Origin of the sequence: Lewinella sp. LCG006, assembly GCF_040784935.1 — a bacterium.
Classification (GTDB): Bacteria; Bacteroidota; Bacteroidia; order Chitinophagales; family Saprospiraceae; genus Lewinella.
Genome location: NZ_CP160680.1, coordinates 5,288,785 through 5,301,559, shown reverse-complemented (window position 1 = coordinate 5,301,559; position 12,775 = coordinate 5,288,785). Strand labels below are relative to the sequence as shown.

Annotated in this window: 7 protein-coding genes; 1 reads left to right on the top strand and 6 read right to left on the bottom strand. The window is 44.2% G+C overall.

The window, feature by feature from the left end:
• Window positions 1-48: 48 nt before the first annotated feature.
• Together AB0L18_RS19050 and rocD are read right to left on the bottom strand one after the other, a co-directional pair.
• Entirely contained in the window at window positions 49-3,165 is a 3,117-nt protein-coding gene (locus tag AB0L18_RS19050) for a tetratricopeptide repeat protein (protein ID WP_367388903.1), read from the bottom strand.
• A gap of 213 nt (window positions 3,166-3,378) precedes the next feature.
• Window positions 3,379-4,668 carry an ornithine--oxo-acid transaminase gene (rocD, locus tag AB0L18_RS19045; RefSeq protein ID WP_367388902.1) on the bottom strand — a complete coding sequence of 430 codons (1,290 nt, stop codon included), beginning with the start codon at window positions 4,666-4,668 and terminating at the stop codon, window positions 3,379-3,381.
• A 453-nt stretch (window positions 4,669-5,121) separates the two neighbouring features.
• Here rocD and AB0L18_RS19040 point away from each other — a divergent pair, with 453 nt between their 5' ends.
• Window positions 5,122-6,264, top strand: a complete 1,143-nt coding sequence (locus AB0L18_RS19040) for a prenyltransferase/squalene oxidase repeat-containing protein (protein ID WP_367388901.1) — start codon at window positions 5,122-5,124, stop codon at window positions 6,262-6,264.
• A 69-nt stretch (window positions 6,265-6,333) separates the two neighbouring features.
• Here the strand turns inward: AB0L18_RS19040 and AB0L18_RS19035 are convergent, their stop codons facing one another.
• The 4 genes from AB0L18_RS19035 to AB0L18_RS19020 form a co-directional block, all read right to left on the bottom strand.
• Window positions 6,334-8,724: a choice-of-anchor B family protein gene (locus tag AB0L18_RS19035; RefSeq protein ID WP_367388900.1), complete on the bottom strand. Its 2,391-nt coding sequence runs from the start codon at window positions 8,722-8,724 to the stop codon at window positions 6,334-6,336.
• Window positions 8,725-8,833: 109 nt separating this feature from the next.
• Window positions 8,834-9,262: a hotdog fold thioesterase gene (locus AB0L18_RS19030; RefSeq protein WP_367393167.1), complete on the bottom strand. Its 429-nt coding sequence runs from the start codon at window positions 9,260-9,262 to the stop codon at window positions 8,834-8,836.
• Between the two features lie 63 nt (window positions 9,263-9,325).
• Entirely contained in the window at window positions 9,326-10,900 is a 1,575-nt protein-coding gene (locus tag AB0L18_RS19025) for an ArnT family glycosyltransferase (RefSeq protein WP_367388899.1), read from the bottom strand.
• Between the two features lie 20 nt (window positions 10,901-10,920).
• Window positions 10,921-12,771, bottom strand: a complete 1,851-nt coding sequence (locus tag AB0L18_RS19020; RefSeq protein WP_367388898.1) for a hypothetical protein — start codon at window positions 12,769-12,771, stop codon at window positions 10,921-10,923.
• Window positions 12,772-12,775 lie beyond the last annotated feature (4 nt).

The following is a 12,775-nucleotide window of genomic DNA, read 5'->3' as shown; positions in this document are numbered from 1 at the left end:
ACTAAACGATTACTAATTGATGAAAAGAAAATTCCGTTCCTACTAGGGTTAATTCCCCCCTCCTCCTTCAAATTGTAGTTGGTTAGGATCAGAACGATCAAGACGGCTTCCCTGATTTATCATCCCATTCACCCGGTTCAGTTTTTGCCGTGCTTCTGCGATCAGTGCTTGATCTTCTTTGTAATTTTCCAGCAGTGCTTCCAAAGCCGCTCTGCCATTGTACAAGTCACCTTGTTCTACAAATATATCCGACAAGAGAATCACACATTTCGCTACCCAGTACGGATAACCCGAGCTCTCACGGTTGGCGGCCAGGGTCAGTTCTTTGGCCTTGTCCAGGTCGCGGCGCTGGTAATAAATGTAAGCCCTTAAATAACGAGCCTCGGCAGTCTGCTCATTGTCACTCAAACGGATGGTCTCATTGAGTGCTGCCAATGATGCAGTGTAATCGCTTCGATCAAATGCTATTTTGCCAATGTAGAAATTGGCCGTCGCCCGCTGTAGTTCCGTTGCTTTCGGGTTGCTCGAAACTTTATTGGCGAGCGCATAAACAGCCTGGGAATTACCGATCCTGTACGCTGATCTCATTCCACCTAACTGGGCTTCAAAACGCAACTCTTCGGTATCCGCAGCTTGCTCTAGTCGGGTATACAAATCGTAAGATTTATTAAAATCCTGTGCATGATTATAGGCGATGAGGGCTGCTTTTTCTAAACTACGCAAATAAAAACGGCTTGGCCCTTGGGCCACTACCCAATCGTAGTTGACCAGTGCTTCATCGTACTGACGTAAAACGGCGTGGCTCTCTCCTTTGTGATAACGAGCAGTAAGCACATTGATACCACTAGGAAACTGGTTGAGGTAGTTTTGATAGCCTTCCACCGCGCGCTGGTAGTTGCCGTTTTCGTACTGCGTTTCCGCCGAACGGAAGAATAAACTGTCGCGGGAAAAATCATTGAAATTGTAATTCGGAATCGTCCGCAAGAAAGCTTCCAATAAATCTGGCCGCCCCATATCCGACACATAAATTTCATCTAATGCCGCTAAAGCAACATTGATCTCCTCGGGGCTGGGGTTATTCGAAAATACTTGCTTGTAGTAATTGATGGCAGCCTCCTGGTTACCCAGGTTATAGTTGATCAAGCCAAGTCGCAAATAAGAAGAAACGACTAAATCAGAACTGCTTTTGTACTGACTGACCAAGCGGCGTAGAGGCTCGATAGCTCGGCTGGGCTGGCCAATTTCCTGGTAGGTAATACCTAACTGAAACAGGGCGTCATCTGCATATTCTGAGTTGGGGTATTCTGAGACAATTTGCTCCAATGCTAAAATCTTCTGTGCACTACGATTTCGTAGCCCTTCGAGAAGGGCTTTTTGGTACAAAGCGTAAACAAAACCACTGTATTTGTTATTCACCGCTTCGTCGTAATACTGAATGGCTTGATTGTACTCATTGCGCTTGAAATAAGCATCACCCGTTCGCAATACCGCATCACCAAGCATATCATCCCGAACAGCCGGATTGGCGATGAAGGAACGATTTCGTTTGATCCCTTCTACCGTAGCACGGAAATAATCCAGCGCAGCGGGGAAGTTATCCTGCTTCAGGTAGTTGTATCCTTGTAGATAATTACCAGAAAAAAGCGATGACTCATCGGGCAGTCCGGTCTGGCTTTTAGCCAAGGTGAGAAACTGACTATTCAACCGAATACTCTCATTGTAGTTACCTTCTCGGTGAGCAATATCTGCCAACCAATAGAGTGCCAGTGCCTGGCTACGGGTGTCAATCGGAAATTGTAACGAACGATTAAATAGCGTCTTGGCTTCAGCAGGATTGTTTTCCTGCAAAAGTTGGATACCTCTTAAAACCAGTACTTTCTGGTGACTTTCTTGCAGCTGAGGTGGCTTGTTGGGCATTGCATCCAATATTTGCAGGGCCTGCTCGTAATTCCGATAGGACAGAAAAATCTCTCCCATCAGCGTTTGGGCTTCTACATAATAAGGGCTCGTCGTGGTCACCTTTTGGAAAGCATCGATGGCTTCCTGGGGATCTTTCATCTCGTAAGAAAGCTTACCGTAGTTGAAGTTGGCCTCTTCCGCCAGTGCCCTGTCGTAGGTCATCCGTTTGGCATTACCAAAAGACGCACGCGCTGAAGAGCGGTCACCATTACGCAGATAAGCTTCTCCCAAGTAATAATTGGCAGCCTGCCCCATTTCATTATCTTGCCCACTTACTTCCTGAAAATTGCGGATAGCCTTGGCGTAATCACCGGTTTTGTATTGCGTATACCCCAACTGATAAAACTCCTCCGCTCGCAAGCGGCCAGAACGGTCAGCATAATACTCAAGATACCCCAGGGCTTTAGGGAAATCTCCTTTCTCAAAATAAGCCTGACCAACCAGCTGATAGATTTCTTTCTGATTTTTCAAGCTCGGCTCCGACAAACGAGGCTCAGCATAAGCAATCAACTCATCAAATCGGCGCTGAGCGAAATAGATCTGGGCGGTATAATAAGGGATATAGTCGTCGTACTTGTTCGAACGTTCTACCAAACGAAACTGGCGAACAGCATTGTCATAATCTCCTTCGTAGAAATAACAAAGACCCAAATAGTAATTAGAGGGATAGAAAAACTCCGTATCCAAATCCTTGATTTCCCTGAAATTGGTTTTTGCTGCAGCAAAATCTTTTTTCACAAATTGAGCATAACCCAATTTAAAGCGAACTGCAGCGCGTTCCTCTCTGGAAAGCCCCGAAGTAGGTACTCTGCTAAGGTAAGCAACCGCTTTATCGTAATCCCGGTTATCAAAATAGTAATTGGCTATTTCGATCAAAGCTTGATTGGCTATAGGATCAGGTGAATAATTCCGAATAAATTCAAGGATGAGCTTCTCCCCGTCTGTTTGTCCAAGTCGGACAGCGGATTGTGCATAACCTAATTCAGCCTTGGTTTTAATCAGGCGAGAATCAGCTTCGTTGATTTGACGAGATTCATCTATGGCTTCGCGAAATTCGTTCTGGGCCTTGGCATAAAGTCCATCATCAAAGAAAAGCTCGCCACGCTTATAGGCTCGGTAAGCTTCCGTGTAGACGGTGGTCTCTTGTGCGGCTATCCAGCCTGCGAAAAACACGGCCACCAAAAAGGGCAACAATCGTTTCAGCATTGGTGGTGTAAGTTGGTTGATAGTAGTTGATTTTCTAAAGGGTACAAGGTACAAATTACAATTAATCTTAGGAAGTTGTCAAATGTTTCGCATGTTAGTGGGCCAACAAAGTGCCAACAAGTCTATAAACGTGACGAAGGGGGCTGAATGTTGCATTCCGCCCCCTTAGAGTTATCATTACCATCTCTGGCTTTTTCCGCAATATTATATCACTTATTTTTCCGCAAATTTTGCGATCACTGTGCCAATGATATCACAGCATTCCTCCAACTGCTCCTCGGTCATGACCAAAGGTGGTGCAAAGCGAATGATATTTCCATGAGTAGGTTTGGCTAAAAGGCCATGCTCTGCAAGACTGACACAGATATTCCACGCTGTCTTACTCTCCGGACTGTCATTGATCACCACGGCATTGAGTAATCCTTTGCCTCTTACCAGTTTTAGCATTTCCGGGTATTGATCAACCAGGTTTTGCATTCGTTCGCGGAAACGCACTCCTAAGGCACGAGCATTTTGCGTCAATTTTTCATCACGAATGACCTCCAGGGCTTCCATGGCCACGGCACATCCCAACGGGTTGCCACCGAAAGTACTACCGTGCTGCCCTGGTTTAATTACTTCCATGATCCGATCATCCGCCAAAACCGCCGAAACGGGATAGACGCCTCCAGAAATGGCTTTACCCAAGATTAAAATATCCGGCCGGGTATACGTCGCCTGTTGCTCACAGTGGCCTTGGCAGTTGCAGTCTCCACAAACCCGCAATAAAGCCCCTGTACGGCCGATGCCCGTTTGGATTTCGTCAGCAATAAACAGTACATTGTGTTCGCGGCAAAGGTCTGCTGCAGCAGCAAGAAAACCTTCATCTGGCACAAATACACCGGCTTCTCCCTGAATTGGTTCTACCAAAAAAGCCGCTATTTTCTCAGGTTCATGGCTCAGGGCTGCTTTTAACGCAGGTAAATCATTGTAAGGGATCGATTGAAAACCTGGCGTGTAAGGACCAAAATTACCTTTCGCGTCCGGATCACTCGAGAAAGAGATAATGGTAGTGGTGCGACCGTGAAAATTTTGTCCACAGACAATAATCCTGGCCTCACCATTGGGGATGCCTTTTTTCTCGTAACCCCACTTACGAGCAATTTTTATTGCCGTTTCCACGCCTTCTGCTCCCGTATTCATCGGCAATACCTTATCGAAACCGAAATATTCAGTGAGGTATTTCTCGTAAGGCCCTAATTGGTCATTATAAAAAGCACGCGAAGTAAGGGTTAACTCACGCGCTTGTTCAACAAGCGCATTAACAATCCGTGGATGACAATGCCCTTGATTAACAGCCGAATAAGCAGAAAGAAAATCGTAGTAACGCTTGCCTTCAGCGTCCCATACATACACGCCACGGCCTTTTGACAATACTACGGGAAGAGGATGGTAATTATGAGCTCCGAAACGATCTTCGAGCTGCATTAATTCCGAAGAAGAAAGTGTGGTGGTTGGCGTCATTTTTTGCTCTATTTGTTTTTTCACACAATACATAAGTGACGGAACAAAAATAGCTGATTCCATTTTTGATTCGCTAAAATTTTCTAAGCAAGCAACTAAAAGGAGCTTGCGTGAAAATATTCGCGAATCGTTGAAAAAAATGGAATAAGTTATTTCCGTCAAATTGCTAAGAATCGTGCGCTAAGGTAGAATATATTTTCCTTAGATAAGATGAGCCAACAAAGGATGATTAGAGAAAAAAGAGGAGGAGGGTATAAAAAAAAAGTGAGCCCTGAAATAAGATAGGCAGGGCTCCTTTAAAAACGCGCTCTCTCTGATGTGAAAACTAAAATCTTGTTGTGTTAACAACTGGTACAAAGTTAGCATATTCTTTTACAAAACTCCAAATAATCTCACATCTTTTCAATGGAGAAAAGATAAAATTATTATTTCACACACCAATTTAACGCTTATATGCATCGTTTTCGCCTGATTATCTTGATTTTACAACTGCTCCTCATTTTACTTATTCTTCCTGGTTGTAATGATTCAAATCTGCCAACAAAGGAAGAAGTACAAGTCAAAGCACTCCAAATCCAGGAAAAAACCATTCATTGGCTATTGGAGCAACAAGCCGAAGACGGTGGCTGGCACAGCAAAACGCATGGCATTTTACGTGGAGGGGTAGCTTATACGCCCTACATCGTAGATGTGCTACAGGCATCTAATACCATTGATGTTCAAGCTAACCATTCGGTCGCGGCCTATACTTTTTTGCTCGAACAGCTCAATACAGAGGGTGCTATCGGCTTGAAAGGGCCGTATGTGGTAGAATATCCGGTATATGCTACGTCCTATTTATTGAAAATATGGCCGCAGTGCCCTATAAAACTCGATACACTGCTGCAACCTCATCTTGAGAAATACCTGATTCAACAACAATTCGTGGAAGAACGTGGGATTGCCTTCGCACATCCAGCCTATGGTGCATGGGGCTTTGGCGAACAAAACCTGCCTTTGGGGGAAGTAGGCCATGTCGACCTTTCGCATACGCGTCGCGTATTAGAAGCCATGCAAAAAATAAAATTCAACCCTACTCACGCCTGTTGGTCAGCAGCCAAAGTATTTTTGGAACGCCTACAAAACGAAGACGGTGGATTTTGTAGTTCCACCTATACCCTCGGCTCCAACAAAGCAGATGACCAAACCCACGAAAGGATTTCCTACGCTACAGCTACGGCTGATGGTCTACTGGCTTTATTGAGCTTACCCGAGATAGACACTCTAAGCGTAATCGCAGCTGCCAAGTGGCTTTTGGCCCACGAACGATGGGACCAGGTGAGTGGAATCACACCAGGGCGCCCCGGCAACTGGGAAAAGGTGCTTTTTTATTATCACCTGGCAGTAAGAGCACAGGCATATGCACAATTGGAAAAAATTGGATACCTACCCCTCGAAAATACCTGGCGGCAGGAGATTGTGAAGCTGCTGTCAGTCAAACAAGCTTCCGATGGCTCATTTAGTAATCCTTGGGGAGGACCTAATAAAGAGGATGATCCACTCTTGGCTACAGCACTGGCATTGAGGGCACTGAATGCAGTGATCATCAAGGAATAAACAAGAAAACGCCCGAGTTGTAAAGTTCAGCTCGGGCGTTTTCAAACGCAATAGTTTTTATATAAAATATTATTGCTTAATCACCCGCTGGATAGCTGTTCCTTGTCCGCGGATTTCCATCTTGATGGTGTAGATACCACGTGGCCAGGTAGCACCCAAGGTGACAGATGCCTGCTGCGCAGTCAAAGCTTGGGTCATTACGATCTGCCCTAAAGCATTCACTACTGTTAATTGGCCTTGTCCGTTCCATACTGGTAGTTGGTAATTCAACATCATCTGATCCTTGAAGGGATTAGGAGCAACAGACCAGCTTACGTTTAGTACCGGGTTGTTGGTATTAACCAATAATTCCCCCGTTACGGCAAAAGCATCCACTGCGGCCTCAACCAGGTGACCATTAGGATCAAAATCGCTGGTAACAAAACGTATCTGCATATCATCAGTAATCGTGATAAGCTCGCTCAGGTTAATTATGGAACGATCCCGCCAAACGCCCGCTGAGGACGAGAGTGTTTCAATAACGACTTCTTCCGTTCCGTTAGAAACAATAACCTCCAGGGCATCATTCGGATTGCCATCACCACCTGCATTGTAAAACCACAGGTTGTACTCAACAACCGGATCGACATAAGTACTGGCTAGTGCCATTACTGGAGAAACGAGGGTAACACTGGCACCATCCACATCATCTGTAGCAGCATTACCTCCGGCATTACCGGTAACGTAACATTGATCACCGAGATCGCCTTCTATATCAAATTCAGGATTTGAAGGAGAACCGCCATTGTACGTACCGTTGGGCTCGCCTAACTCCCAAAAACCTGCACGGGTTTCGTTGTCAGCCTCTGTCGTCCAGCCTAGATCAATCGCAAAATCATCCTCGTAGCCACGATTCAGTTCTATCGTCAAATCATCATTGTTGATGATAGGAAGATCATTGATAAGTTTTTGCTGATAGCCCCAAGCACCGACAAAGACATCGTAATTGTCTTCATACACCCCTTCGATCAAGAATACACCATTGCCATCGGCGGTGAATTCAAAAACGGAAAACTCGTTTTGCAGGACGATTTTGGCACCTGGAACAGGAACAGCCACGCCCTCCTCTATGACAATACCATTTTTATTGTAGGTAGGCAGCGGTTGTAATGGAATATCAAGAATCGTTACAATACCATTGTCAATAGACACTTCTGTAGTGAAAGGTATGTAACCGGGTTTTGTTACCTCTACGGTATACGTCCCAGCAGTTGCGAGCCCAGTGCCATAGGTGCCATCAAGGCGAGAATAATTCACATTGGCTTCATCAGCTACGAGGACAATTTCTGCGCCACTGATTTGGGCACCCGTTACTGCATTCGTGACGGTACCTTCCAAATAGCAGGCACGAACATAATTGACGTCTAATACATAGAGGCCGTTACCGATGTCCGTCAACAATACCACTCCAGAAGGTAAAAAAGGATAAGCACCCCAGACGCCTTGAAAGCCTGTTCCTCCACCAAAAAAGGTGTCAAAGTTCGCTACTTCTACCAAGTTGTTGGGCCGGGCAGCATCCACAACGATTCCTCCATCGGTGTAATAACTGATGATCAACCAGTCTTGCCAAACGTGCACATTGTGAGGAATCACCCCATCGTTTAGGGTAATCGTTGGGCGGTACTGATCCAATTCCTGAATATCGGTAGGGTCGCTCACATCGTAGGCCGCTACAGGTGCATTGGGCTGTTCATCGGTAGTGAAAGCAATGTTACTATCATCAGACAGCCAAATATTGTGGGTAAATTCAAATGGCGTTGTCTGTACACCTTCTAAAATAACTTCGGCCTTATCCGTAACATCGTAAATGGCCATCCGCCCACGGGTGAGTTCCGAGGAATACATCTTATTGTTGCGAACATATACGTCGTGCGCATAACGATTAGGCGCTGCACCAGCATAAACGGGGGTTCCCGGCGTGCTGAATACATCAATGAAAATCATCCCGCCATCATTGATATTACAGCCCGCCAGATAGGCGTAACCGAATTCATCAATGTAGATATTATGGCAACGGTTTAGCGTCCCTAAATCAGGAAGATCTGGTGTCCAGTGGAAAAAATTAACCGTCTCTGAGGCTATATTCGTCAAATCGATAACCGTCAGCCCTTCCGTTGTTCCGCTCTGGTCCGTCACCACGTAAGCGTACTCCCCCCAGGTTTTGATATCTCGCCAGGTAGAATTTTGTCCAGGCACAAAGGCTACTTCGGTGGCATTATCAGGATCGGAAACATTGACAATAGAGACACCGTTGCGGGCTCCTACCAAGGCATATTCACTACCGTCAGGCGCAACGTAACCCCACACATCGTTGAGATCAACATTGTACTGGATATTTGAGCGGAGAGACATATTCAACTGGCTCCATCCTAAGGTGCCAAACAAAAGGAAAAAGCAAAGTGTAAGTAGCTGTTTTTGCATACCAGGAGTAATTATTATTTGGTTCGAAATTGTAGAAGGGCTTAGATGATGCCTGTAGTCGGTCAAGGCAGGCAGCGAAGATAGTCCTAATTTTATCAAAACAGGCTGCTTACCGCCGCTCCACCACGGCAATTGTTATTCGGCTGACACAAACTATTTTTTCATCAGAACGATGAATCTTGATTTCCCAAACGTGAAGACGGCGCCCGACCTTGATGGGACGTACTGTTCCGGTTACTGTTTCACCTTCTTTGGCTGAATTGAGGTGATTAGCATTTATTTCCACACCTACTACCGATTGGTTGGCTATATCCGGAAGGCAATACATCGAGGCAACACTGCCCAAGGTCTCAGCAAACGCTACCGAAGCCCCACCGTGCAAGAGGCGCATGGGCTGCACCGTGCGATGATCAACCGGCATAGTGGCTGTCATGTAATCCTCTCCTATTTCTGTAAATACGATCTCCAGGTGTTCCGCCAGGCTATTGTCTCCACTGGCATTGAGGCTTTCTAAGGTGGGGGTGGTTTTCCAAATCATCATATTTATTAGCCTTTTATTGACATTTTTTGTAATCAAACAAACTAAATCGGGATATAGCCACTATTGTTTTGGCATAAAATCAAGTTTCTTAATCCTGTCATCATTAACTAAATGAGAAGGAGATGGATATCTTGGGTTTGGCACTAGAAACGGCTCATACCCCCTTTCCTTAAGCTTATCTATATCTTTAGGATCAACCCAAAAGTAGGCTAGATTTCCAGTGTAAAACATCACTTCTACTGGTTGATTGACGTGCAAAAACACCGCATTATCAGGGATCGAATCTCCTATTTCATACCATCCTCTAGCATCATGTATTTTATTATCTCTCTCCAAAAAACTAGATATATAACTACTCTTTCCGTGGTAGTGAAAATCAAGTATCATTTTTAATCTTAGGGTGTAAGAACAATAAAGCAGTAAAGCTATTAAACCGAGAGATTTAGCAATGTTTTGACTAGATATATTTTTTTCATGCAAATCGTAGAAATAATTAAGTGCGCATCCTAGTATAACAAAAATGATGGGGCTAACCATAAATACATAGGCAATAAACTTGGTTGATGCAATTATAAAAAACGCATATACTACAACTACTGCAACTGTTAAACTAATTACATATGATCTTTTCACTGTCCTAATGAAACTAAAAAAACCAATTCCTATTAACACCCAGCTAAACGCCCCGTAAAGAATGTGATTATTAGTGAAGTAATATGACCATAGTTGCTCGTGATTTTCTAGTGCTTCTGTTATATGCCTTTTATTAAAAGCTCCTTCAAAAGCACTTTCTAATGGAAATTCGCTATAAATATGCCACTGCCAAGGTAAAAATACGCTCAATGCAATTATTAATGACAAACTGCCTAATCCTATTTCTTTTAAAGAAATTTTCCTTTCCACAATAGCCCATACTCCCCATATACCAAAAACATACAACCCTAACAACCATTTTACTAAAACAGCTATTCCTGCAATAAAGCCTATTAATACCGCCCACTTCCAGCGCTCTTTTTCTTCAGCCTTCGTATAACGAATCCAAGCCCAAAGATTCAATGTAAGGTAAAATAGAAAGCTTACATCGACGTGTTCACGCCCCATATTTCCACTCACTTGTTCTAAAGCAAAGTAACTAAAAGCAAAACTAATTGCTGCGAAATAACCTACCCTTTCATTTACTAATAATTTTCCAATGTGATATACCAAGATAAGTTGCAACGTATTTATTAAAGCTCCAGGAAACCTCATTGCCCATATTTCCGCTCCGAATAACTTCATTCCTAAAGCCATTTGCCAAAGGAACCAAGGAGGCTTATGAACCCATGTGTAATTGCAACACCACTCTTGGTAGTTATAATCTAGCACATCGCTCATCCATAAGCGTGGCCAAAATGGTGTATCTATCATGTTCTTTGCCACCAAAGCGTGATATCTTTCATCCCATTCATGTAGAAAGGGATCCATAAATATCATCATTAGACGAAGTAAAAATGCAGCGACAAACAATAAAAAAACGGCCGTGTTATATTTTTTTTTAAAAAAACTATTAATACTTAATATGGAAAAACAAAATATAATTAGTAATAATAAAATGTTGTGATTCCCTATTCCTTGAAAAGTATTTATGATTTTCATTAGCTTGTCTTTAATAAAAATTACTCCCAAAGTCCCACTTCCACCTCATCCGCATAAACCACTTCCTGCTCTACCATAAAGTAGATCTTAAGCATCGTTTCGGGAGTTGCTTCTTCTGGTACTTGTACCCATAGGCGAACGTACCCCCAATGATCGGGTTCACCACCCCAAAGGCTAAAACCTGGATTGTTCAATTTACTATCAATCCGCACCTGTCGGTATTTAAGTGTCCCTTGATCATCGCTGAATTCCACAACAATTGAAGGTGCAATGTACCAGGGAAACTCTTTTTTCTCTTTGTAGCAATAAGCGGAGATATGCAGCCACTCCCCTACTTTAATTGCGTCCCTATTTAGCGGACCTTCATAAATGGAGGCATATTTCTGTTCTGGGGTAATTTTTAATACCTGCTGTCCTTGGTACACAGGTGTTTGGACTAGATGGAGTTGACTGTCTTGCTGTTCAAAATCAAGCTTTACCAATGGCTTAATCAAGGTGAGGGAGGTACTATCCGGTTGCATCTCATCACTGTCGAAAGCGACCAGCGCATCATAAGTCATGGCTGTTTTGCCAAATACGGCCCGATAGTAAGCTCCATTGGCCATCTCACTCCAAAGAATCCCTTTGCTGTGCTGCCAATTTTGGAATAATTGTAATCCAATCGCACCCATGATCAGGAACACTAAAAGAATAGAAGTCCATTTTCGGCGATCCAGATAAGCAAAACTATAAGCCAATGGAATCGAAAGCAATGCGTACAACTCTACCATTGGCCTTGAGCCAAATCCATTGATGTAGTACCAGCACCACCAACTGTAAGCAATGTAAATATGTAAAGGTAAAATGAGCACTACCGGCCAAAGCCAAGTCCGGTTCCTTAGCAATGCCACTATGCCTAAGAGGCTAAAAACCATTATTGGCGAATAAACCAACCAGCCATTTTGGGCAGAAAACAAGCCATTGGCAATTTTGGCCCTGGCAAAATCAAAAGCCTCATTGGGGTAACTGTCGAACAGCCAATGCCCGGAAGCATGCTTCCAATACAACAACTGCGGTATGCCGCAAAGGATAAACAGCCCTGCCGCCAATACGAGCCAGCGCCAATGTTCGCCCCAGAAGGCAAGTCTCTCTCGCAACTTACTCACATCCGTAAGTCCGTAGGCCAATGGAATGGCCAAACACAAGATTTCCACAGGGCGAATTAGCGTAATCATCCCCGCGCAAATAGCCGCCCATATGATCCAACGCTGCCGTGGTTGCGCATAAAATCGCCAGCTGGCATACATCAATCCAGCGTACAAGGAAAACAGGTAGGCGTGCGACATGCCCGCCCGGTAAACCGCAAAATTGTACAGATTTGTACCTAAAACCAATACGAGCAAGGTCAGGAAAGCGATTTTTGGGCTAAAATGGCTAGCCAATAACAAATACAATAAATAGCCGCCCAGTAGCAAATAGAAAAGATTGCCAAAGAGCACACAAAAAACATAAGGAAAAGAAAAACCATCTTGCGGGTAATCTCTATCCAGGGCTGCCCAGGTATGGCCTACAACAAAGAAAGGCAACTGCAATATGGCTACCCCACAAGTGTACTTGATGACCCGATGCCCGTTTTCGGCAATAGGTAATTCCCCACCCGGTGATGGAAAGTGAGGGCCGAGATTAGTATAAGGAAAACGCTTCAGATAACTATCCGAGATATTGTCCAAATCGCCATAAATAAAAGTAGCGGGTAGGTAACCGTAGTACCCCCAACTGTCTCCTCCGTAGCGAATACTCGTATTCCAGCGTTGGAAAAAGCCAAAGGAAAAGAGATAAACGGCACCCACCAATAACAACAGGTAACGAAACCGAAAATAATTAGCTTTCATACCC